The following is a 21,151-nucleotide window of genomic DNA, read 5'->3' as shown; positions in this document are numbered from 1 at the left end:
GCCTAGGTGGCCTCGGCGTCAAACGGCGCCGGGCGCCCCTCTTTCAGCAGCCGCTGGCGCTGGGCGTAGGCCGACTCGCGCTTGGGCGCGACCACTGCGGCGGCCCCGGCAGCGCCTGCGGCACCCGGTCGGGTCGCCGGCGCCTCGTCTTCCAGAAGGGCCTCACGGATGATGCGACGCGGGTCGTACTGGCGCGGGTCGAGCTTCTTCCAGTCGACGTCGTCGTAGTCGGGGCCCATCTCTTCACGCATGCGCTCTTTTGCACCGTTGGCGAGGTCGCGAAGGCCGCGGATGAGTCGCGCGAACTGCGCAGCGAGCGCCGGCAGGCGTTCTGGCCCGATGATGATGACAGCGATCAGCCCGATGAGCAGCAGCTTCTCGAACGTCAGGCCGAAGGACACGAGCCCAGAATAGCCAGGAAACCCGGGGGCTTCCCCCTAGGCTGGGCGACCGAGGAGGCCGACGTGCCGAGCAAAGACCTGTCCTGGAAGTACATCGAGCAGTCCGTCGTCGAACCCGACGCCATCGCGGCGGCCCGCGTGACCGCCGACGAGCTGGGCACCGACCCCGTCAGCCCCGCGACCGGCGCGCAGCTCGCCCTCATGACCGCCGCCGTGGGCGCGAAGACCATCATCGAGATTGGCACCGGCGTCGGCGTGAGCGGCCTCTGGATGCTCAAGGGCGCCCCCGACGCGCACCTCACGTCGATCGACATCGAGGCCGACCACCAGCAGGCCGCCCGCCGCTTCTTCAGCGACGCCGGGCATCCCGCGTCGCGCGTGCGCCTCATCACGGGCGCCGCCACCGAGGTGCTGCCCCGCATGAACGAGTCGAGCTATGACGTCGTGCTCGTCGACGCCGAGCCGAAGGGCCTCATCGACCTGCTCGAGCACGCGATTCGCCTCGTGCGCGTGGGCGGCGTCGTGCTCGTGCCGCACGCGCTCTGGCGCGACACCGTGGCCGACCCGGCAAAGCGCGAGAGCGTCACAACCGACCGCCGCGGCATCATCGCCGAACTGTCGCAGTCGCCGGCCGTGCACGTGGCCCTCTCGCCCGTGGGCGACGGTCTGCTGCAGATCGTCAAGCGTTCGGCCTAAGCGCCGACGGCGCCGGCACGCACCGACCCCGGGAACGAGAAAACCCCCGGCCCGGGGGCCAGGGGTTCGCTCGGTCTAGGAGATCGCCGCGCTCAGCGCGTCGCGCAGTTCGGTAGCCTCCGCGTCATTGACGGAGACAACAAGTCGACCGCCGCCTTCCAGCGGCACACGAACGATGATGAGGCGACCCTCCTTGACAGCCTCCATGGGTCCGTCGCCGGTCCTGGGCTTCATGGCTGCCATAGTGTGGTTCCCCTTTCGAGACGAAAATTCCAATTCCCATTATTCCCCCTTATCGCGCCGTGACTAAATCGACGCTGAGAGCCACGCGGTCAGGCCACGCTCGACGGTGCGAATCTGCTCGATCGGCACCCTCTCGTCGTCGGCGTGCGCGAGCGAGGGGTCGCCCGGCCCGTAATTGACGGCCGGGATGCCCAGCTCGCTAAAGCGCGCCACATCCGTCCATCCGTATTTCGGGGCGGGGGCGCCGCCGACCGCCGTCATGAAGCGCTGCGCGAGCGGAGCATCCAGGCCGGGGCGGGCGCCGGGGGCGAAATCGGTGACCGTCACCTCGACGTCGAGACCGTCGACGAGCGCGCGTACGTGGGCCTCGGCGTCGGCCACCGTGCGTGACGGCGCGAAGCGGTAGTTGACGGTGACGGTGCAGGCGTCGGGGATGACGTTGCCCGCGACTCCCCCGCTGATGCCGACGGCGTTGAGGCCCTCGCGGTAGTCGAGGCCGTCAACGGTGACGGTCGCGGGCTCGTAGGCCGCGAGGCGCTCGAGGATCGGCGCGGCGGCATGGATCGCGTTGACGCCCATCCACGAGCGGGCCGAGTGGGCGCGGCGGCCGCGGGTCGTGATGTCGGCGCGCAGGGTGCCGTTGCAACCGCCCTCGACGGCACCGTTCGACGGTTCCCCCAGCACGGCGAAGTCGGCGGTGAGCAGCTCGGGCCGGGTGCGGGCGAGGCGGCCGAGGCCGTTGAGGTGTGCCTCCACCTCCTCGTGGTCGTACCAGACGAAGGTCACGTCGACGGCGGGCTCGGGGAGGCGACAGGCGAGCGCGAGGGCGACCGCGCATCCGCCCGTCATGTCGACGGTGCCGCGACCGACGAGCAGCTGCTCACCGTCGGGGCCGACCGCGCGCGTCGTCGGCAGGTTGCCGTTCACGGGCACGGTGTCGATGTGGCCAGCGATGACCACCCGCTGGGCGCGGCCGAGGTGGGTGCGGGCGACGATCGCGTCACCGTCGCGCACGACGTCGAGGTGCGGGGCATGGGCGGCGAGCGTCGCCTCGATCGCGTCGGCGAGCGCCTTCTCATTGCCCGAGACGCTCTCGATGTCGCACATGGCCGCGGTGAGGGCGACGACGTCGGCGAGCAGGGCAGGGCTAAAGGCGGGCTGCGCGGTCACCGCTCCAGCCTAGTTCGCGGCCCGGCGCGACTAGCCTGGAGGCATGAGTGAGAGCGCCACCGAGACGCACGACGAGCACGCCACCCACGCCTGGGGCTACGGCCTCGCCACGGTTCGCGAGAGCACCGGGGAGGTGCTCGACACGTGGTTCCCGCACCCCGCGCTCGGCACCCTGCCCGAGGGCCGCGACCCGCACATCGTGCCCGCCGAGATCGAGCACCTCGAGGGTGACGACGAGCGACGCGGCGTGCGCCTGGAGGCGCGCACCGTCGCCATCACGCTGGATGCTGCCCCCGCGTCGACGGCGGACGCCTACCTTCGCCTGCACCTGCTCTCGCACCGGCTCGTCGCGCCGAACACGCTGAACCTGGACGGCATTTTTGGCCACCTGCCGATCGTGACGTGGACGACCGCCGGCCCCGTGCATCCTGACGACTTCGATGCGCGCCGACCGGCGCTGCAGCGCGCCGGCATCTCGGTGCTGGGCGTCGACAAGTTCCCGCGGATGCTCGACTACGTCACCCCGCCGCGGGTGCGCATCGCCGACGCCTCGCGCGTGCGCCTCGGCGCCTACCTCTCGCCCGGCACGACCGTCATGCACGAGGGCTTCGTGAACTTCAACGCCGGAACGCTCGGCGCCTCGATGGTCGAGGGCCGCATCAGCCAGGGTGTCGTCGTCGGCGACGGCAGCGACATCGGCGGTGGGGCGTCGATCATGGGCACGCTGTCGGGCGGCGGCACTCACCGCGTCTCGATCGGCGAGCGCGCCCTGCTTGGCGCGAACTCCGGCATCGGAATCTCGATCGGCGACGACTCGGTCGTCGAGGCGGGCCTCTACGTCACCGCGGGCACGAAGGTCGCCGTCATCGACGGCGGAATGGACGCCTACGGCCAGCCGCGCACCGTCAAGGCGGCCGAGCTGTCGGGAGTGCCTGGCCTGCTGTTCCGCCGCAACTCGCTCACCGGCGGGGTCGAGGTGCTGCCGCGCACGGGCGCCGGCGTGCAGCTCAACACGGCCCTCCACGCGTAGGGGGTCCCGGACGTGGCGTGCGCGTGACGTCGCGCCACAGCGGGCCACGGTGTTGTCCGCGCCGTTGCTTCCACAACAGCGGGAAGCCGCATCGCGGTCAGTTTGCCGCGGTTGTGGAAGCAATACGACGAGGGTCGTGTCTATGAGGTGAGGTACGGCAACGGACACGTCGGTAGAGCGTGACGACATTCCCCGCTGGCCACCGCCGACCTGACTCTGCGGACACACGGCCTACGCCGACACCGTACGCTCGCGTGCAGCCGGCGTTCGGCGCGGCGCAGTGTCCGCAGCGCCGACAGCACGCGACGACACGCCGCACGCGCGCTGACGATGCCCGCGCGGCGGCGCACCCTGTCGGTCTCGCGGACATCGCACGGGGCAACACGAACGAACCCCCGCGGGCCCAGGGCCCTGCGGGGGTTCGTCGTTGCGTTCAGGATGCGCGGCTTGCGCCGTGCAGGCTGCGCACGCAGTGCGCACGCCTCGCGCCGTGCAGGGGCTCTACCGCCCCTGCGGCCAGTCGCGCGCGGCCGAGCCCATGTACAGCTGCTGCGGGCGGCCGATCTTCGTCTGCGGGTCGGCGTTCATCTCGCGCCAGTGGGCGATCCAGCCGGGAAGGCGGCCGATCGCGAACAGCACGGTGAACATGCGCGTCGGGAAGCCCATCGCCTTGTAGATGACGCCGGTGTAGAAGTCGACGTTCGGGTAGAGCCTGCGCTCTTTGAAGTAGTCGTCGTCCAGGGCGATCTGCTCGAGCTCGCGGGCGATGTCGAGCAGCGGGTCTTCGATTCCGAGGTCGGCGAGCACCGCGTCGGCGCTCTCTTTCACGAGCTTCGCCCGCGGGTCGTACGACTTGTAGACCCGGTGGCCGAAGCCCATCAGCTTGATGCCGTCTTCCTTGTTCTTGACCCGCTCGACGAAGCGCTCAACGCTCTCGCCCGAATCACGAATGCGGCCGAGCATCTCGAGCACCGACTCGTTCGCCCCGCCGTGCAGCGGGCCAGACAGGGCGTTGATGCCCGCCGAGATCGACGCAAACATGTTGGCCTCGGTCGAGCCGACAAGCCGCACGGTCGAGGTCGACGCGTTCTGCTCGTGGTCTTCGTGCAAGATCAGCAGCCGCTCGAGCGCCTGCGACAGCACGGGGTTCACCTCGTACGGCTCGGCCATGGTGCCGAAGTTCAGCCGCAAGAAGTTGTCGACGAAGTTCAGCGAGTTGTCGGGGTACAGGAACGCCTGACCGACCGACTTCTTGTGCGCGTAGGCCGCGATGACGGGCAGCTTCGCGAGCAGGCGAATGGTCGAGATCTCGACCTGCTCGGGGTCGTGCGGGTTCAGCGAGTCGCCGTAGTAGGTCGACAGCGCCGACACGGCGCTCGACAGCACCGACATGGGGTGCGCCTGGTGCGGCAGCGCGTCGAAGAAGCGCTTCAGGTCTTCGTGCAGCAGGGTGTGGCGGCGCACCTTCTCGTCGAAGGCCGCCAGCTCGTCGGCGGTCGGCAGCTCACCGTAGATGAGCAGCCACGCCACCTCGAGGAAGCTCGCGTTCGCCGCGACGTCCTCGATCGCGTAACCGCGGTAGCGCAGCACGCCGTTCGCGCCGTCGATGTAGGTGATGGCGCTCTTCGTCGAGGCCGTGTTCACGAAGCCGTAGTCGAGACCCGTGTAGCCGGTCTGCTTCGTCAGGGTCGACAGATCGAGGCTGGATGCGCCATCGACGCTGTCGAGGATCGGGAATTCGGCAGTGCCGCCGGGATAGTGCAGCGTGGCCTTCTTCTCAGCGTCGCTCACATCGCCTCCTCGCGTTGGTTGGACTCGGTGGGGGGCGGGATCCCGGCTCGCGCCAAAGGGTGGTGGCGGCGCGGGTGACCCTGCTACAGCCTAGGCGTAAACGCTGACCAGTACTGCATCAGCCAATGCAGCGCCTGATCCGTTGTCGATCAGCGCCTAATGCAGTCGCCTACAGGCATCCGCGATTCGCTCGTCGGTGGCCGTGAGCGCGACGCGCACGTGCTGCGAGGCGTCGCCCTCGTAGAACGTTCCCGGTGCCGCCAGGATTCCCCGCTCCGCCAGCCACGCGATCGTGCTGAGCGCCGGCTCGCCCCGCGTGACCCAGAGATACAGGCCCGCCTCGGAGTGATCGATCGCGAAGCCGGCATCCGTGAGCGCGTCGGCGAGCATCCGTCGGCGGTGCGCGTAGCGCTCTTTCTGCTCGGCGACGTGCGCGTCGTCGTCGAGCGCGGCGACCATGGCCGCCTGCACCGGGGCCGGCGGGATCAGCCCGGCGTGCTTGCGCACCGCGAGGATGCGGCCCACGAGCTGCGGGTCGCCCGCGAGAAATGCCGCGCGGTACCCCGCCAAGTTCGACTGCTTCGACAGCGAGTACACGCTGAGCACCCCGTCGAGGGCGCCCGCGGCGCTCGCCTCGCCGATGACCGTCGCATCCAGGATGCTCGGCACCGGCTCGTCGGCGAACGGCGCCTCCCAGCCCAATTCGGCGTAGCACTCGTCGTTCACGATGACGGCGCCGAGTTGGCGGGCGCGCGCGACGCGCACCCGCAGCGCCTCGGCGTCGAGCACCGAACCCGTCGGGTTACCGGGCGAGTTCAGCCAGACGAGCTTCGTGCCCTCCGGCCACGCGGCGGGGTCGTCAGCGGTGACCGCGGTCGCACCGACGATGGCCGCGCCGACCGCGTACGTCGGGTAGGCCGTCTCGGGGTGCACGATGACGTCGCCCTGCCCGACGTCGAGCAGCAGAGGCAGCAGGGCGACTAGCTCTTTCGAGCCGATCGTCGGCAGCACCGCGTCGACGCCCGGCAGCGTGACGCCGCGGCGACGTGCGTACCACCGCACGATCGCCTCGCGCAGAGCGGGGGTGCCCATCGTCTGCGGGTAGGCGTGCGCGTCGGTGGCCGCGACGAGGGCGTCGCGCACCACTGCGGGCGTCGCGTCGACGGGCGAGCCGACCGAGAGGTCGACGATGCCGTCGGGATGCGCGCTGGCGCGCTGCGCAAACGGCGCGAGCGAGTCCCAGGGAAAGTCGGGAAGCGCCGGCACGGCGGCCGGCCTAGTTCTGCGGCGGGAGCGCCGAGACGATCGGGTGGTCGGAGTGGATCACGCCGACCTTCGCCGCACCCCCGGGCGAACCGATCTCGCTGAAGAATTCGACGTTCGCCGTGTAGTAGTCGGCCCACTGCTCGGGCACGTCGTCTTCGTAGTAGATGGCCTCGACCGGGCACACCGGCTCGCACGCACCGCAGTCGACGCACTCGTCGGGGTGGATATAGAGCATGCGGTCGCCCTCGTAGATGCAGTCGACGGGGCATTCGTCGATGCACGCGCGGTCTTTGACATCGACGCAGGGTAGGGCGATCACGTAGGTCACGGTGAGACGGGTTCCTTCTCTTCGATGGGCTCGTTCATGCTAGCCGCACGCGGGTGGGGAGCACGCTGAATGCGCGGCCACGTCACGATGACCGCGCTCGCCGCCACCACGCCGATCAGCCACACGTACCCCACGGTGTTGCCGGGAACGACCAAGTTGCCGCCCGTGCCCGGTGCGGCAAGCACCAGGGTCACCCCGAGCAGCCCGATGGATGCGCCGATCACGGCCGCGCGACTGGGCGCGGCTAGGCGCATCCCGACAAGAAAGACGGTGCTCGTGAGCAGCGCGAGGGTGACGCCGAGCGGCGGCATCGACTGGTGGGCGAAGGTCGCCACGGTGCCAACGAGCGCGCCAATGAGCGCCCCGGCGGCGGCGAAGGCGAGCCGCAGCGCGAGGCGCGCGCGGGCGGCGCGACGCGCATCCGTCATCAGCTGTCCAGGCGGTGCATCCAGCCGTGCGGGTCGTCGGCCCGGCCGTACTGGATGTCGGTGAGCGCCTGACGCAGCTCCATGGTGAGCGCGCCGGGCGTCGCGTCGGCGCTGCCGATCTCGAAGCCGTCGCCCTTCAGCATGCCGATCGGCGTGACGACGGCAGCGGTGCCGCATGCGAACGCTTCGACGATGTCGCCCGAGGCGTAGCCGGCCTTCCACTCGTCGAGCTCGACGGCGCGACGCTCGACACGGTGGCCGCGGTCTTCGGCCAGCTGGAGGATCGAGTCGCGCGTGATGCCCTCGAGAATCGAGTCGCTCTGCGGGGTCACCAGCGTGCCGTCTTTGTAGACGAGCACGACGTTCATGCCGCCGAGCTCTTCGAGGTAATTCTGCTCGACCGAGTCGAGGAAGAGCACCTGCTGGCAGCCGTGCTCGGCGGCCTCGGCCTGCGCGACGAGGGAGGCGGCGTAGTTGCCCCCGGTTTTTGCCGCGCCCGTGCCGCCCCGGCCGGCGCGCGAGTAGTGCGTCGACAGCCAAATCGAAACGGGTGCCGGGCCGGAGGTGAAGTAGGCACCCGCGGGCGAAGCGATCACGTAGTAGTTGAACTTCTTCGCCGGCCGCACGCCGAGGAACGCCTCTTTCGCGAACATAAAGGGGCGCAGGTACAGGCTGGTCTCGGGCGCGCTCGGCACCCAGTCGCCGTCAACCGCGATGAGCTGGCGCAGCGACTCGAGGAAGTAGTCGACCGGCAGCTCGGGCAGCGCCATGCGCTTCGCCGAGCGCTGAAGACGGCGGGCGTTCGCGTCGGGGCGGAACGACCAGATCGAGCCGTCGGCGTGACGGTATGCCTTCAGGCCCTCGAAAATCTCTTGCCCGTAGTGCAGCACCGCGGCCGACGGGTCGAGCGAGATCGGGCCGTAGGGCTGCACGCGCGGGCGGTGCCAGCCGCCCCACTCGCTCCAGCAGATGTCGACCATGTGGTCGGTGAAGTGCTGACCAAAGCCGGGGTTCGCAAGAATCTCCTCCCGCTTCGACGCGTCTGCCGCGCTCTCGTTTCGCGTGACGGCGAACTCAAGGTTCTTCGGAGCCAGGGGCAGGAGGTTGGTCATGGCGGTCCTCGTCGATCGAGCGGTGTTGCTCAAGAGTACTGCCGCACGGCGGCGGCAATGGATGCTCCGATCGCCTCCGTCGAGCGGGCCTCGGCGCCGCTTCGGCTCGCGAGGTCGGCCTCGACGGCGCGTTCGATGCGCTCGGCCGCCTCGGGGTGACCGGTGTGCCGCAGCAGGAGCGCGGCAGACAGAATGGCGGCGGTGGGGTCGGCGATGCCGCGGCCCGCAATGTCCGGCGCCGAGCCGTGCACAGGTTCGAACATCGACGGGTGCGCGCCGGACGGGTCGAGGTTGCCCGAAGCGGCGATGCCGATGCCGCCTCCGACGGCGCCCGCCAGGTCGGTGACGATGTCGCCGAAGAGGTTGTCGGTGACGATGACGTCGAAGCGGGCCGGGTCAGTGACGAGGAAGATCATCGTCGCGTCGACGTGCAAGTAGTCGACCCTCACCTCGGGGTGCTCGGCCGCGACGCGGTCGACGGTGCGCTGCCAGAGCGAACCGGCGTGGACGAGCACGTTGGTCTTGTGCACGAGGGTGAGCTTCTTGCGGCGGCGCTCGGCTTCGGCGAAGGCGAAGCGCACGACGCGCTCGACGCCGTATGCCGTGTTCACGCTGGTCTCGTTGGCCACCTCGTGGGGCGTTCCGACGCGGATCGCGCCGCCGTTACCGACGTACGGGCCCTCTGTTCCCTCGCGCACGACGACGAAGTCGATGTCGCCGGGGCTCGCGAGCGGCGAGCTGACGCCCGGGTAGAGGCGGGTGGGGCGCAGGTTGACGTGGTGATCGAGCGCGAAGCGCAGTTTCAGCAGCAGGCCCCGCTCGATGATGCCGCCGGCGAGCGTCGGGTCGCGGGGGTCGCCGCCGACCGCTCCGAGCAGAATCGCGTCGTGCTGGCCGAGCGCCGCGAGGGTGTCGTCCGACAGGATCTCTCCCGTCGCGAGGTAGTGGCTCGCCCCCAGCGGGTAGTGCGTTTCGCGCACCTCGAGGCTCTCGCCGACGGCCGCCCGCATGACGGTCAATGCCTCCCCGATCACTTCGGGGCCAATCCCATCGCCGGGAATCACGGCCAGGTCGAGCGTGCGCGTCACGGGGTCTCCTCGCGGGGTCGGAAAGCGTCGAGAACCGGGCCGTGTCCCCCGAATGAGGGACATACCAGGTGATTCCCAGGATGGCCGTGTTTTCCGCTCAATTGCGGGCATCCGGCGGTCTCAGGCTACCGCCTTTGGGGGGCAGGATGCCCGTGGGGGCTTTCGCGGAGCATCCAGGAAACGCTAACTTTCTGCACGGCCCGCACCAGGGTCAGACTCGCCACCGAGTCATCCGAGAAAGGACGTCAGTGTCATGAGCATTGGTTTCGGTATCTTCCTGTTCGTTGTCGGCGCGATTCTCGCGTTCGCGATCAACGTTGCTGTCGAGGGCGTTGAGCTCTTGACGATCGGATACATCCTGATGGGCGCCGGCGTGATCACCGTCATCATCGGCGTTGCCCTGATGATGCGTCGCCGTTCGGCCGTCACCACCGAGCGTTCGGGCGTTGACCCGGCGAGCGGTGAGCGTGTCACCCGCCGCGAGTCGTCGATTGACGACCCGCCCGTCGCGTAAGTCGCGACGTTCGCGTCCGTCACGGACGCCATCTGAGCATCCCGATCACACACAACGACGGCGCCGGTTCCCCGCGAGGGGCCGGCGCCGTTGTCGTGTGCGCGGCTCACGCTGCAAGCGCAGCGCCTAAAAGCCGCTCACCCGTTGCAGTGCGCCGAACGCGCCGATGCCGGCCTGCTCGACGATGAGGTGGGTCAGCCACACTCCCCCGACGAGTGCGGCGCCCGCACCGACGAGTTGGAATCGCGGATGCCGTTCGACCGTAATGACTCCGCCGACGAGCGCAGCCAAGGCGGCGACGATGCCGAGCAGAGCGAAGACCGTGCCGACGCCCGCGAGGAAGGGTGTGGGGCCGGCGACCGGCACGATGAACAGCGCCTGACTGAGCACCGGCAGCGCCGCGACGAGGCCCAGACCGATGAGGGCGATCGCGGGCGCGGCCGAGCTGACCCGATCGAGAACGGATGCGTTCGGAGTGACGTCAGTCATGCATCCAGGGTAAAACGTTTCTGAGCGCTCGTCAGTGCCTGTTTCCCATGGCGCTGATCAGCTCGTAGGCCACGTGCGATGCGGCGACCGCCGTCAGCTGGGCGTGATCGTAGGCCGGCGCCACCTCGACGACGTCGGCGCCCACCAGGCGGTGTTCGCCGAGTGCGCGCACCATGGCGAGCAGCTCGCGGCTCGTGAGGCCGCCGGCCTCGGGCGTGCCGGTGCCGGGCGCGTGGGCCGGGTCGAGCACGTCGATGTCGATCGAGACATACACCGGCCGGTCGCCGAGGCGGGCGTGCATGCGCTCGATCGCGCGCGGCAGGCCCTCCGTTTCGAGATCGACCGAGCTGATGATGGCGAAGCCCAGGCGCTCGTCGTCGCGCAGGTCGTCCTTGCCGTAGAGGGGGCCACGAATGCCGACGTGGAGGCTCGCCTCCTGGTCGATCAGGCCCTCCTCGCTGGCGCGCCGGAAGGGAGTGCCGTGCGTGACGGGCGCGCCGAAGTAGGTGTCCCACGTGTCGAGGTGGGCGTCGAAGTGCACGACGGCGACAGGGCCGCCGGCGCGCTCGGCGGCCACCCGCAAGAGCGGCAGCGCGATCGTGTGGTCGCCCCCGATCGTGACGAGTCGCGTGCCGTTCTCGGTGAGTTCGCGCGCGGCGGTCTCGACCGCGGCGACCGCCTCGGTGATGTCAAAGGGGTTGGCGGCGATGTCGCCCGCGTCGACGACCTGCTGCACGGCGAAGGGGTGCACATCTTGGGCGGGGTTGTACGGGCGCAGCAGGCGGCTCGCCTCGCGCACGTGGGCGGGCCCGAAGCGTGCGCCGGGGCGGTAGCTCACGCCCGAGTCGAACGGCACCCCGACGACCGCGATGTCGGCGTGCTCGACCTGGTCGAGCCGCGGCAAACGCGCGAAGGTCGCGATGTCGGCGAAGCGGGGTCGCGTGCTGGCGTCGACGGGGCCGATGGGCTCGGGGCTCATGCCACAAGAGTAATCAATTGATGCCTGTAGGTAAACGTCACTGCGCGGCACTACAGTAAAAGCTGAGGAGGTCGCAGCATGAAGCCCGTGCATCCCCGAGCGAGTCGCGAACCGGTGCGCATCGGCGCCAAGCTGCGCGCCTCACGCCTCGCACAGGGCCTCACCGTCGCCCAGGTCGCCGAAGCATCCGGCCTCACCCGGGGCTTCCTCAGCCGCGTCGAGCGCGACGAGACCTCCCCCAGCGTCTCAACGCTCATCACCATCTGTCAGGTGCTCTCGCTGCCGGTCGGCGACCTCTTTGAGACGATCGAGAGCGACCTGATCCCTCTCGACGACGCTCCGCTCATCAACATGGGCGGGTCTGACGTCATCGAGCGCCTCCTGACCCCGCGGGGGCAGGGGCGCGTGCAGATCATCCGCTCGGTCATGCAGCCGGGCGCGAGCGGCGGCGGCGACCCCTACACCGTCAACTGCGACGTCGAGGTACTGCACGTGCTGTCGGGCGCCCTGCGGTTCCGGCTCGGCAACGACTGGCACGAGCTGGCCGCGGGCGACACCATGACCTTTCCCGGCCGTGAGCCGCACACGTGGCGCAACGACTCCGACGACGACACGGTCGTTCTCTGGATGCTCGTGCCCGCTCCCTGGAGCGGCTCGCAGTAGCGCTCGCGCGGCTACTGCTCGACGATCGTGATCGCCTGCACGACGTCAGCGTCGATGGCAACCCGCACGCGCTCGAGCAGGTCGTCGGGAACCCGCGAGTCGACCGTCAGCACGCTGAGCGCCGGGCCACCCGCGGTGTGGCGGGCAATCTGCATGCCGGCAATGTTGATCGCGGCGTCGCCGAACTCTTTGCCGTAGACCGCGACGATGCCGGGCCGGTCGGTGTACAGCATGACGATGAGGTGCTCGGCCATCGGCACCTCGACGTCGTAGCCGTTGATCTCGACGATCTTCTGCACCTGCTTGGCGCCGACGAGCGTGCCGGACACCGACAGCTGCGAGCCGTCGGCAAGCGTGCCACGAATGGTGAGCAGGTTGCGGTACTCGTCGCTGACCGCGTCGGTCACGAGTCGCACCGTGACACCGCGCTGCTCGGCGAGCAGCGGGGCATTCACGTAACTGACCTGCTCGCTCGAGATGCGGCCGAAGACACCCTTGAGGGCGGCGAGCTTCAGCACCCCCACGTCGTGGGCGACGATCTCGCCGCGCACCTCGACGTCGATCGCGGCGAACGAGTGGTCGGCGAGCGCGGCGAAGACCTGGCCGAGCTTCTCCATGAGCGGGATGCCGGGGCGCACACTCGGGTCGATGACGCCGCCGGCGACGTTGACCGCGTCGGGCACGAGTTCGCCGTCGAGCGCGAGGCGCACCGACTTGGCGACCGAGACGCCCGCCTTCTCTTGCGCCTCGTCCGTTGAGGCGCCCAGGTGCGGGGTGAGCTGGATGCGCGGGGCGCCGAGAAGCGGCGACCCCGTCGGCGGCTCGCTCACGAAGACGTCGAGGCCGGCGCCTGCGATCTGGCCCTCCGTGAGGGCGGTGACAAGCGCATCCTCGTCGATGATGCCGCCGCGGCTCGCGTTGACGATGCGCAAGGTCGGCTTCGCGAGCGCGAACTGCTCGGCGCCGATCAGGTTCGTCGTCTCGGGCGTCTTCGGAATATGGATCGTGATGAAGTCACTGCGCTGCATCAGCTCGTCGAGCGTGACGAGCTGCACGCCCAGCTGCTGGGCGCGGGCCGGCGGCACGAAGGGGTCGTAGCCGATGAGCTCGACGCCGAAGCCCGCGAGGCGCTCGGCGACGAGAGTGCCGATGCGGCCAAGACCCACGATGCCGACGGTCTTCTCGTAGAGCTCGGCGCCGGTGAAGGCGCTGCGCTTCCACTGGCCGTCCTTCATCGAGGCGTCGGCGGCCGGGAGGTGGCGCGCGAGCGCAAGCAGGTGGGTGATGGCAAGCTCGGCGGCCGAGATGACGTTCGAGGTCGGGGCGTTCACGACCATCACGCCGGCGGTCGTGGCCGCCTTCACGTCAACGTTGTCGAGGCCGACGCCCGCACGGGCAATGACCTTCAGCTGGGGGCCAGCGGCGATCGCCTCGGCGTCCATCTGGGTGGCCGAGCGAATCAGCACGGCGTGCGCCTCGGCAAGCGCCGCGAGCAGCGCCGGGCGGTCGGTGCCGTCGACGTGGCGGATGTCGAAGTCGGGCCCGAGGGCGTCGACCGTGGCAGGGGACAGCGTTTCAGCGAGCAGTACGACCGGCTTGGGCACAGAGAATCCTTATGACGCGGGGCGACGCGGGAGAGGCGCGACAGGGGTGACGTCGTCGCCGCACACCATCGGGGGCGACCGGTGTATTCAGGGTATCGCAGGCAGAATGGCGGGCATGACGCCCGTCGAGCTCGCCCGTGTGATCACCGCCATCGTCTTCATCGGCATCGGCGTCACCCACTTCATTCCGACGGTCGTTCGCGGCATGGCCGCGATGGTGCCGGCGGTCTTTCACGGGCGCCCCTTCTCGAAGCGCGGCTGGGTCTACGTCACCGGCGTCGCCGAGATCGCCGGGGGCATCGGCCTGCTCGTCGAACCGACGCGGGCCGCAGCCGGCATCGCGCTCGCCGTGTTCCTGGTGTGCGTGTTCCCCGCCAACGCCTATGCGGCGGGGCAGCGCGAAAAGTTCGGCGTCTTCGCGGTGCCGTTCTGGCCGCGCCTCGTGATGCAGGCGGCGCTCATCGCGCTCGTGCTGTGGGTCGGGCTTACGCCGGCAGCACCGTGATGACGCCGGTCGCTGCGGCGATCAGCGACAACCGCGCCGCGGCGATGACCGCGAGCGCCGCGATCAGGACCAGCGCGTAGCGGGCAACGGGCTGACGCGCGCCGATGAGGGCTGCGGCGGCGAAGATCACCGGGGCCTGCACAGCGCCGAGCCAAAGTGCCACCCACGGAATCTCAGCCTCGAGCCCCAGCTCGGTGAACAATTGCGGCAGGTTCACCAGGCTGCCGATGCCGTCGTAGACGAACCAGGCAGCGATCAGGCCGAGCACGACGAGAACGGCGATGCGGGCCGCGCCGAAGCGGGGCTCAGCGTCCGTCGCCGGCGTGGTGTCAGCATCCTCGCTCACGCGATCACCCCCAACAGGAAGGGCCAGGGCACGAGCACAAGGGTTCCGAGCGCGAGCCAGCCAAAGCGGTGCACGGCCGAACCATCGCGCGTCAGCACGAGTGTCGTGACGAACCAGAAGATCGGCGAGACGATCGCCAAGAACTCGGCGAACTGGTACGTGATCTCTTGCAGCAGATCGCGGCCGCTCAGTGGCAACTGTGCGACGCCGATCAGCCAGCCGATGACGTACATGAGGTAGACGCCGCCGAAGACTCCGGTGGCGGCGACGGCTGCGACAGGGCGGCTCTGCCGAGCCTCATCGAGGCGGGTGTCTGTGGCGGGCGCGACCTGCTCGTCGCGCGCCGGCTCGCCTCTGAGGTCGTAGCTCGCGTCGTCGACGTCGTCCCAGCGCAGGGCAGCGTCGTCGTCATCCTCGGGTACGCGGGCCATGTCAAAACCCTAGCCGCCTGGTCGGGGGAAGCCCCTACAGTCGAGGGCGCACGGTGACCGGCGCCGGGCGCGAAGGGGGATGCCGTGCCGTTCGAGACGACCGAGGGCGCTCCCCTCACCGCACTCCCCCTCGTCTACCGCCGGGGCCGCTTCTTCCAGGTGGCGGAAGCCTTTCAGTACCGTGAGCCGGTCTCGGGGGCGGTGACGCGCATCCCCGCCCACGATCTGTCAGCGCCGCCGACGAGCGGCAACAGCACCGACTTCGCGTCCGTGCCGCCGTTTCTGTGGGGGCTGATCGCCAACTACGGGCCGCAGACGCTGCCCGCGGTCATGCACGACTCGGAGGTGACCGCCGTGCTCGAGACGCCCGCCACCGAACGCCTCGCGCGGCGCCGCCAGGCCGACGAACGCTTCCGCATCGCCCTCGTCGATGAGGGCGTGCACCTGCTGCGCGCCCGGGTCATGTGGGCGGCGGTCGGGCTCGAGAGCTGGCTACGGCACGGCGGCTGGCGGGGCCGCGCCCTGATCGCGCAGGTCGCGCTCGGCGCGCTGCTGCTCGTCGCGATGGTGCCGCTCGCGGTGATCGCGAGCCCCTGGTGGATGCTCGCGCTGCTTCTTCCCGCCGCCCTCGCCCCCGTTTTCTGGCTCCGCGACGTGGGCCTCGTGGTCGCGGCGAGCTACCTGGGCGCCCTGTACCTGCCCCTCGTCGCCGGCGCCTATGCGGCCGCGGGCGTTGAGACGGTCATCGCGAACGTGGTCTGGCTGGTGTCTGGCCGACGCGGGCCCCGACCCACCGCCGAGCCGACGCCCGCGTGGCGCGACGAGTACCTGCGCGAACGGCCCGCCCCGCGCTGAGCGCGAGACGGGCCGTCGGTGGGGTGGACGCGAAAGGCTAGCGGGCCGCCGAGCCCTCGGTGTAGTCGGCGTCCTGCTGCTTCCACGAGAACAGGGCGCGCAGGCCGCGGCCGGTCTCCTCGATGGGGTGAGCGGCGGCCTTGTCGCGCAGCTGGTGGAACTCGACGGCGCCGGCATCCTGGTCGTCGATGAAGCGCTTCGCGAACGCGCCCGACTGAATGTCAGCGAGAACGGCCTTCATGTTCTCTTTCACGCTCGGGTCAATGACGCGCGGGCCCGACACGTAGTCGCCGTACTCGGCGGTGTCCGACACGCTCCAGCGCTGCTTGGCAATGCCGCCCTCCCACATGAGGTCGACGATGAGCTTCAGCTCGTGCAGCACCTCGAAGTAGGCGATCTCGGGCTGGTAGCCGGCCTCGGTGAGCACCTCGAAGCCGTACTGCACGAGCTGCGAGGTTCCGCCGCAGAGCACGGCCTGCTCGCCGAACAGGTCGGTCTCGGTCTCTTCCGTGAAGGTCGTCTTGATGACGCCGGCGCGGGTGCCACCGATGGCCTTCGCGTACGACAGCGCGGTGTCCCACGCGGTGCCCGAGGCGTCGCGCTCAACGGCCACAATGTCGGGGATACCGCGGCCGGCGACGAACTCGCGGCGCACGGTGTGGCCGGGGGCCTTCGGGGCGACGAGGATCACGTCGACGCCCTCGGGCGCCTCGATGTAGCCGAAGCGGATATTGAAGCCGTGCGCGAAGGCGAGCGTCTTGCCCTCGGTCAGGTTGTCCTTGATCGACTCGGCGAAGATCGCACGCTGGTGCTGGTCGGGCGCGAGGATCATGATCAGGTCGGCCCACGCGGCGGCGTCGGCGACGCTCAGCACGCGGAACCCGTCGTTCTCGGCCTTCGCCGTCGACTTCGAGCCGTCCTTCAGCGCGATGACGACCTCGACGCCCGAGTCGCGCAGGTTCTGCGCGTGGGCGTGGCCCTGCGAGCCGTAGCCGACGATCGCGACCTTCTTGCTCTGGATGATCGACAGATCGGCGTCCTTGTCGGTGATGACAGAGGTCATGCGGGATTCACTCCTTGTAGTGGTGATTTTTCTTTCGGGCGGATGCTCGGGGCGTGGCCCCGCGCATCCGGTTTAGTTCTTGAGAACGCGCTCGCTGATGCTCTTGCCGCCGCGACCGATCGCGAGAAGACCCGACTGGGCGATCTCTTTGATGCCGTACGGCTCGAGCACCCGCAATAGCGCTTCGACCTTCTGGGTGTCGCCCGTGACCTCGATGACGAGTGCGTCGGTGGCGACGTCGACGACGCGGGCCCGGAACAGGGTCGCGGCCTCGAGAATCTGCGAGCGGGTCGTGTTGTCGACGCGCACCTTCACGAGCATGTGCTCGCGCTGCACCGATTGACCGGGGTCAAGCTCGACGATCTTCAGCACGTTGATCAGCTTGTTCAGCTGCTTCGTGATCTGCTCGAGCGGCAGGCCCTCGACCTCGACCACAACGGTGATGCGCGAGAGCCCCTCGATCTCGGTCGTGCCGACCGCGAGCGAGCGAATGTTGAAGCCGCGGCGGGCGAACAGCCCCGCGACGCGCGTGAGCAGACCGGGCTTGTCTTCGACGAGGAGCGAGAGCACGTGGTACGTCATGGCGGTTACTCCCTCTCCCACTCGGGGGCGTGGTCACGGGCGTACTGCACCGACGAGTTGCCGACACCCTGCGGCACCATCGGCCACACCATCGCGTCGCGGCTCACGATGAAGTCGATGACGACCGGCCGGTCGTTCGTCTCCATCGCCAGCTTGATCGCAGGCTCCACCTCTTCAGGCGTCCTCACGCGAATACCGAGAGCGCCGTACGCGTCGGCCATCTTCACGAAGTCGGGCACCATGACGGTGTCGTGGCCCGTGTTCAGGTCGGTGAACGAGTGGCGACCGTCGTAGAACAGCGTCTGCCACTGGCGCACCATGCCGAGGGACGAGTTGTTGATGACCGCCACCTTGATTGGGATGTTATTGATCGTGCAGGTGGCGAGCTCTTGGTTCGTCATCTGGAAGCAGCCGTCGCCGTCGATCGCCCACACGAGGCGCTCGGGCTCGGCGACCTTCGCCCCCATGGCGGCGGGCACCGCGTAGCCCATCGTGCCGGCGCCGCCGGAGTTCAACCACGAGCCGGGGCGCTCGTACTTGATGAATTGGGCCGCCCACATCTGGTGCTGGCCGACGCCGGCTGCATAGACCGCCTCGGGGCCCGACAGCTCGCCGATCTTCTCGATCACCCATTGCGGGGTCAGCAGCCCGTCATCGGCCTCGGTGTAGCCCAGCGGGTACTGCTGCTTGAGCGTGTTGAGGCGCTTCCACCAGTCGCTGAAGTCGGGGGCCTGCGCCGCGGCCGCCTCGCGGAAGGCGGGCAGCAGGTCGGCGAGCACCTCGCGAGCGTCGCCCACGATCGGCACGTCGGCGGGCCGAATCTTGCCGATTTCAGCGGGGTCGATGTCGATGTGCACGATCTTCGCGTGCGGGGCAAACTCGCTGACCTTGCCCGTGACGCGGTCGTCGAAACGCGAGCCGACCGCGATCAGCAGGTCAGACTCTTGGAAGCCCAGCACGGCGGGAACGGTGCCGTGCATGCCCGGCATGCCGAGGTGCTGCGGGTGCGAGTCGGGGAACGCGCCGCGCGCCATGAGCGTCGTGACGACGGGGGCACCCGTCGCCTCGGCGAAGGCCAGCAACTCTTTGTGCGCTCCGGCGCGGATCACGCCGCCGCCGACGTACAGCACCGGCTTGCGGCTCTCGACCAGCAGCTGCGCGGCGGCCTGAATCTGCTTGCCGTGCGCCTTCGTGACAGGGCGATAGCCGGGCAGCTCGACCTTCGGCGGCCAGATGAACGGCGCCGACTTCTGCTGCGCGTCTTTCGTGACGTCGACGAGCACCGGGCCCGGGCGACCGGTCGTCGCGATGTGCACCGCGGCGGCGAGCACGCCGGGAATGTCGGCGGGGTCGGTCACGAGGAACGAGTGCTTCGTGATCGGCATCGTGATGCCGGTGATGTCGACCTCCTGGAACGCGTCGGTTCCCATGGAGGTCGAGAAGACCTGACCGGTGATCGCGAGCAGCGGCACCGAGTCCATGTGCGCATCCGCGATCGCCGTCACGAGGTTCGTCGCCCCCGGGCCGGAGGTCGCGATGCAGACGCCGAGCCGGCCGCTCGAGGCCGCGTAGCCTTCGGCGGCGTGACCGGCGCCCTGCTCGTGGCGCACCAAAATGTGCCGGATGGACGTGGACGCCATGAGTTCGTCGTAGAACGGCATGATGGCGCCGCCGGGAAGACCGAAGACGTCGGTGACGCCCAGCTTCTCGAGGCTCGCGAGAATCGCGCCGGAGCCGGTCAGGACGGGCGGCTCGGTCGAGGCCGGGCGCGCGGGCGGAGTGGGAGTCGGCACGGGGGTCGAATCCGTCGGCATGAGTATCAGCTTCCCTGACGAGTCGGTGATCGGGCGAAAAGATGCCCTCGCTACCCGGTGACAGCCCCCTGCGCAGCAGAGCGGACCAGCTTCGAGTACTTGGCGAGGACGCCACGGGTATAGCGCGGTGGCAGGGGCGCCCAGTCGGTGCGGCGCGCCTCCAGCTCGGCTTCGTCGACCAGTAGATCGAGGGAGCGAGCAGCGATATCGACCCGTATGAGATCACCATCGCGCACGAAGGCGATCGGACCAGCGTCGACCGCTTCGGGAGCTATGTGGCCGATGCACAGGCCGGTTGTGCCGCCTGAGAATCGTCCGTCGGTCAAGAGTAGTACATCTTTTCCGAGGCCTGCGCCCTTGATGGCGGCGGTGATCGCGAGCATCTCGCGCATGCCGGGGCCGCCCTTCGGGCCCTCGTAGCGGATGACGACGACGTCACCGGCGACGATCTCACCGTTGGTGAGCGCATCCATTGCCTCGCGTTCGCGTTCGAACACGCGGGCCGGGCCCTCGAAGACGGCGGCGTCGAAGCCGGCCGTCTTCACGACGGCACCCTCGGGGGCCATGGAGCCCTTCAGAATCGTGATGCCGCCCGTGGCATGAATCGGGTTGTCGAGCGTGCGCAGCACATCGCCGTCGAGCGGGTCGGGGTTCAGCTCGGCCAGGTTCTCGGCCATCGTCTTGCCCGTTACGGTGAGCGCGTCGCCGTGCAGCAGCCCCTCGTCGAGCAGCGCCTTCAGCAGCACGGGGAGGCCCCCCTGGCGGTCGACGTCGTTCATGACGTAGCGGCCGAACGGCTTCAGGTCGCCAATGTGCGGCACGCGGCTGCCGATGCGGTTGAAGTCGTCGAGCGTGAACGGCACCTCGGCCTCGTTAGCGATCGCCAGGATGTGCAGCACGACGTTCGTCGAGCCGCCGAGCGCCATGGCCACCGTGACCGCGTTCTCGAGCGCCTCTTTCGTGACGATCTGGCGGGCGGTGATGCCCTTGTTCAGTAGGTTGACGACGGCCTCGCCCGAGCGGTGGGCGTACATGTCGCGGCGGCGGTCGTAGCTCGCGGGGCTCGCCGAACCCGGCAGGCTGAGGCCCAGGGCCTCGGCAACCGAGGCCATGGTGTTGGCGGTGTACATGCCACCGCAGGCACCCTCGCCCGGCGCGAACGCGCACTCGATGCGGTGCGCGTCTTCGGCGCTCATCTTGCCGGCCTTGACCGCACCAACCGCCTCGAACGAGTCGATGATCGTGATCTCTTTCTCGGTGCCGTCCGACAGCTTCACCCAGCCGGGGGCGATGGAGCCCGCGTAGAGGAAGACGCTCGCAAGGTCGAGGCGCACGGCCGCCATGAGCATGCCCGGGATCGACTTGTCACAGCCGGCCAGCAGCACACTGCCGTCGAGTCGCTCGGCCTGCATGACGGTCTCGACACTGTCGGCGATGACCTCGCGGCTGACGAGCGAGAAGTGCATGCCCTCGTGGCCCATCGAGATGCCGTCAGAGACGCTGACCGTGCCGAACTGCAGGGGGTACCCGCCGCCCGCGTGAACGCCTTCCTTCGCGGCCTGCGCGAGACGGCTGAGCGAGAGGTTGCACGGCGTGATCTCGTTCCACGAGCTCGCGATGCCGACCTGGGGCTTGTCCCAGTCGTCGTCACCCATTCCGACGGCACGCAACATGCCGCGGGACGTGGTTGCTTCAATGCCGTCGGTGACGACGCGGGAGCGAGGCTTGCGGTCGACTTCTGCCATAACTCTGA

General features: G+C 69.3%; 24 protein-coding genes. 6 read left to right on the top strand and 18 right to left on the bottom strand.

The features are described 5' to 3' along the window. Nucleotides 1-2 precede the first annotated feature (2 nt). Nucleotides 3-401 carry a twin-arginine translocase TatA/TatE family subunit gene (locus EV141_RS05960; protein WP_130485057.1) on the bottom strand — a complete coding sequence of 133 codons (399 nt, stop codon included), beginning with the start codon at nucleotides 399-401 and terminating at the stop codon, nucleotides 3-5. 63 nt (nucleotides 402-464) lie between these two features. Here EV141_RS05960 and EV141_RS05955 point away from each other — a divergent pair, with 63 nt between their 5' ends. Then, nucleotides 465-1,097 carry an O-methyltransferase gene (locus EV141_RS05955; protein WP_130485056.1) on the top strand — a complete coding sequence of 211 codons (633 nt, stop codon included), beginning with the start codon at nucleotides 465-467 and terminating at the stop codon, nucleotides 1,095-1,097. 75 nt (nucleotides 1,098-1,172) lie between these two features. Here the strand turns inward: EV141_RS05955 and EV141_RS05950 are convergent, their stop codons facing one another. Beyond that, nucleotides 1,173-1,340 carry a DUF3117 domain-containing protein gene (locus EV141_RS05950; protein WP_096422594.1) on the bottom strand — a complete coding sequence of 56 codons (168 nt, stop codon included), beginning with the start codon at nucleotides 1,338-1,340 and terminating at the stop codon, nucleotides 1,173-1,175. 63 nt (nucleotides 1,341-1,403) lie between these two features. Further along, on the bottom strand, nucleotides 1,404-2,510 hold the full coding sequence (gene dapE, locus EV141_RS05945) for a succinyl-diaminopimelate desuccinylase (protein ID WP_260437775.1): 1,107 nt from the start codon (nucleotides 2,508-2,510) through the stop codon (nucleotides 1,404-1,406). 43 nt (nucleotides 2,511-2,553) lie between these two features. Between dapE and dapD the strand changes: the two genes are divergently transcribed. Further along, on the top strand, nucleotides 2,554-3,540 hold the full coding sequence (gene dapD / locus EV141_RS05940) for a 2,3,4,5-tetrahydropyridine-2,6-dicarboxylate N-succinyltransferase (RefSeq protein WP_130485055.1): 987 nt from the start codon (nucleotides 2,554-2,556) through the stop codon (nucleotides 3,538-3,540). A gap of 501 nt (nucleotides 3,541-4,041) precedes the next feature. On the opposite strand, the gene EV141_RS05935 is transcribed toward dapD, so the two are convergent. From EV141_RS05935 to EV141_RS05910, 6 genes are all read right to left on the bottom strand, one after another. After that, nucleotides 4,042-5,331: a citrate synthase gene (locus EV141_RS05935; RefSeq protein ID WP_130485054.1), complete on the bottom strand. Its 1,290-nt coding sequence runs from the start codon at nucleotides 5,329-5,331 to the stop codon at nucleotides 4,042-4,044. A 156-nt stretch (nucleotides 5,332-5,487) separates the two neighbouring features. Continuing rightward, a complete protein-coding gene (dapC, locus tag EV141_RS05930) occupies nucleotides 5,488-6,597 on the bottom strand; it encodes a succinyldiaminopimelate transaminase (RefSeq protein ID WP_130485053.1) in 1,110 nt (369 codons plus the stop codon). 10 nt (nucleotides 6,598-6,607) lie between these two features. Then, the gene (gene fdxA / locus EV141_RS05925) at nucleotides 6,608-6,925 is read right to left on the bottom strand and encodes a ferredoxin (protein ID WP_130485052.1); all 318 of its coding nucleotides are present in this window, start codon (nucleotides 6,923-6,925) and stop codon (nucleotides 6,608-6,610) included. After that, nucleotides 6,922-7,353: a DUF6113 family protein gene (locus EV141_RS05920; protein ID WP_130485051.1), complete on the bottom strand. Its 432-nt coding sequence runs from the start codon at nucleotides 7,351-7,353 to the stop codon at nucleotides 6,922-6,924. The genes fdxA and EV141_RS05920 overlap by 4 nt, the downstream gene beginning before the upstream one ends. Next, entirely contained in the window at nucleotides 7,353-8,465 is a 1,113-nt protein-coding gene (locus EV141_RS05915; protein WP_130485050.1) for a branched-chain amino acid aminotransferase, read from the bottom strand. The genes EV141_RS05920 and EV141_RS05915 overlap by 1 nt, the downstream gene beginning before the upstream one ends. Nucleotides 8,466-8,494: 29 nt before the next feature. After that, nucleotides 8,495-9,553: a 3-isopropylmalate dehydrogenase gene (locus tag EV141_RS05910; RefSeq protein WP_130485049.1), complete on the bottom strand. Its 1,059-nt coding sequence runs from the start codon at nucleotides 9,551-9,553 to the stop codon at nucleotides 8,495-8,497. Between the two features lie 253 nt (nucleotides 9,554-9,806). On the opposite strand from EV141_RS05910, the gene EV141_RS05905 reads away from it, so the two are divergent. Continuing rightward, nucleotides 9,807-10,067, top strand: coding sequence for a DUF6458 family protein (locus tag EV141_RS05905; RefSeq protein ID WP_130485048.1), 261 nt, complete (start codon nucleotides 9,807-9,809; stop codon nucleotides 10,065-10,067). Nucleotides 10,068-10,193: 126 nt separating this feature from the next. Here the strand turns inward: EV141_RS05905 and EV141_RS05900 are convergent, their stop codons facing one another. Together EV141_RS05900 and speB are read right to left on the bottom strand one after the other, a co-directional pair. After that, nucleotides 10,194-10,556, bottom strand: a complete 363-nt coding sequence (locus tag EV141_RS05900; RefSeq protein ID WP_130485047.1) for a hypothetical protein — start codon at nucleotides 10,554-10,556, stop codon at nucleotides 10,194-10,196. A 31-nt stretch (nucleotides 10,557-10,587) separates the two neighbouring features. Next, entirely contained in the window at nucleotides 10,588-11,535 is a 948-nt protein-coding gene (speB, locus tag EV141_RS05895; RefSeq protein ID WP_130485046.1) for an agmatinase, read from the bottom strand. Between the two features lie 78 nt (nucleotides 11,536-11,613). On the opposite strand from speB, the gene EV141_RS05890 reads away from it, so the two are divergent. Then, entirely contained in the window at nucleotides 11,614-12,198 is a 585-nt protein-coding gene (locus EV141_RS05890; RefSeq protein ID WP_130485045.1) for a helix-turn-helix domain-containing protein, read from the top strand. 11 nt (nucleotides 12,199-12,209) lie between these two features. Here the strand turns inward: EV141_RS05890 and serA are convergent, their stop codons facing one another. Next, nucleotides 12,210-13,802 carry a phosphoglycerate dehydrogenase gene (serA, locus tag EV141_RS05885; protein WP_130485044.1) on the bottom strand — a complete coding sequence of 531 codons (1,593 nt, stop codon included), beginning with the start codon at nucleotides 13,800-13,802 and terminating at the stop codon, nucleotides 12,210-12,212. A 115-nt stretch (nucleotides 13,803-13,917) separates the two neighbouring features. Between serA and EV141_RS05880 the strand changes: the two genes are divergently transcribed. After that, nucleotides 13,918-14,307, top strand: coding sequence for a DoxX family protein (locus tag EV141_RS05880; protein WP_241969111.1), 390 nt, complete (start codon nucleotides 13,918-13,920; stop codon nucleotides 14,305-14,307). Here the strand turns inward: EV141_RS05880 and EV141_RS05875 are convergent. Further along, nucleotides 14,288-14,653 (bottom strand): hypothetical protein, encoded by a 366-nt coding sequence (locus EV141_RS05875; protein WP_130485042.1) that lies wholly within the window; start codon nucleotides 14,651-14,653, stop codon nucleotides 14,288-14,290. The genes EV141_RS05880 and EV141_RS05875 overlap by 20 nt on opposite strands. Continuing rightward, entirely contained in the window at nucleotides 14,650-15,084 is a 435-nt protein-coding gene (locus EV141_RS05870) for a hypothetical protein (RefSeq protein WP_130485041.1), read from the bottom strand. Before EV141_RS05870 ends, EV141_RS05875 begins: the two co-directional genes overlap by 4 nt. Nucleotides 15,085-15,168: 84 nt before the next feature. On the opposite strand from EV141_RS05870, the gene EV141_RS05865 reads away from it, so the two are divergent. Next, nucleotides 15,169-15,939 carry a DUF1353 domain-containing protein gene (locus EV141_RS05865; protein ID WP_130485040.1) on the top strand — a complete coding sequence of 257 codons (771 nt, stop codon included), beginning with the start codon at nucleotides 15,169-15,171 and terminating at the stop codon, nucleotides 15,937-15,939. Between the two features lie 37 nt (nucleotides 15,940-15,976). Here the strand turns inward: EV141_RS05865 and ilvC are convergent, their stop codons facing one another. The 4 genes from ilvC to ilvD are packed head-to-tail and all read right to left on the bottom strand — an operon-like array spanning nucleotide 15,977 to nucleotide 21,143. After that, nucleotides 15,977-17,029 carry a ketol-acid reductoisomerase gene (gene ilvC / locus EV141_RS05860; protein ID WP_260437779.1) on the bottom strand — a complete coding sequence of 351 codons (1,053 nt, stop codon included), beginning with the start codon at nucleotides 17,027-17,029 and terminating at the stop codon, nucleotides 15,977-15,979. 45 nt (nucleotides 17,030-17,074) lie between these two features. Next, entirely contained in the window at nucleotides 17,075-17,584 is a 510-nt protein-coding gene (ilvN, locus tag EV141_RS05855; RefSeq protein ID WP_130485038.1) for an acetolactate synthase small subunit, read from the bottom strand. Nucleotides 17,585-17,589: 5 nt separating this feature from the next. Next, a complete protein-coding gene (locus EV141_RS05850) occupies nucleotides 17,590-19,398 on the bottom strand; it encodes an acetolactate synthase large subunit (protein WP_130485037.1) in 1,809 nt (602 codons plus the stop codon). A gap of 50 nt (nucleotides 19,399-19,448) precedes the next feature. Next, nucleotides 19,449-21,143: a dihydroxy-acid dehydratase gene (gene ilvD / locus EV141_RS05845; RefSeq protein WP_130485036.1), complete on the bottom strand. Its 1,695-nt coding sequence runs from the start codon at nucleotides 21,141-21,143 to the stop codon at nucleotides 19,449-19,451. Nucleotides 21,144-21,151: the final 8 nt, after the last annotated feature.

The sequence above is a fragment of the Microcella putealis genome (genome assembly GCF_004216575.1).
GTDB classification, from domain to species: domain Bacteria; phylum Actinomycetota; class Actinomycetes; order Actinomycetales; family Microbacteriaceae; genus Microcella; species Microcella putealis.
Note: the sequence above shows the minus strand (reverse complement) of the source record. Positions and strands in the feature narration are given on the sequence as shown.

Bases quoted from the DNA above. Each gene is read 5' to 3' on its own strand.
- dapD (WP_130485055.1), top strand. From the start codon at position 2,554: ATGAGTGAGAGCGCCACCGAGACGCACGACGAGCACGCCACCCACGCC.
- EV141_RS05890 (WP_130485045.1), top strand. From the start codon at position 11,614: ATGAAGCCCGTGCATCCCCGAGCGAGTCGCGAACCGGTGCGCATCGGC.
- EV141_RS05900 (WP_130485047.1), bottom strand. From the start codon at position 10,556: ATGACTGACGTCACTCCGAACGCATCCGTTCTCGATCGGGTCAGCTCG.
- ilvN (WP_130485038.1), bottom strand. From the start codon at position 17,584: ATGACGTACCACGTGCTCTCGCTCCTCGTCGAAGACAAGCCCGGTCTG.
- EV141_RS05850 (WP_130485037.1), bottom strand. From the start codon at position 19,398: ATGCCGACGGATTCGACCCCCGTGCCGACTCCCACTCCGCCCGCGCGC.
- EV141_RS05870 (WP_130485041.1), bottom strand. From the start codon at position 15,084: ATGGCCCGCGTACCCGAGGATGACGACGACGCTGCCCTGCGCTGGGAC.
- EV141_RS05915 (WP_130485050.1), bottom strand. From the start codon at position 8,465: ATGACCAACCTCCTGCCCCTGGCTCCGAAGAACCTTGAGTTCGCCGTC.
- ilvD (WP_130485036.1), bottom strand. From the start codon at position 21,143: ATGGCAGAAGTCGACCGCAAGCCTCGCTCCCGCGTCGTCACCGACGGC.
- EV141_RS05920 (WP_130485051.1), bottom strand. From the start codon at position 7,353: ATGACGGATGCGCGTCGCGCCGCCCGCGCGCGCCTCGCGCTGCGGCTC.
- EV141_RS05880 (WP_241969111.1), top strand. From the start codon at position 13,918: ATGACGCCCGTCGAGCTCGCCCGTGTGATCACCGCCATCGTCTTCATC.
- speB (WP_130485046.1), bottom strand. From the start codon at position 11,535: ATGAGCCCCGAGCCCATCGGCCCCGTCGACGCCAGCACGCGACCCCGC.
- EV141_RS05950 (WP_096422594.1), bottom strand. From the start codon at position 1,340: ATGGCAGCCATGAAGCCCAGGACCGGCGACGGACCCATGGAGGCTGTC.
- EV141_RS05905 (WP_130485048.1), top strand. From the start codon at position 9,807: ATGAGCATTGGTTTCGGTATCTTCCTGTTCGTTGTCGGCGCGATTCTC.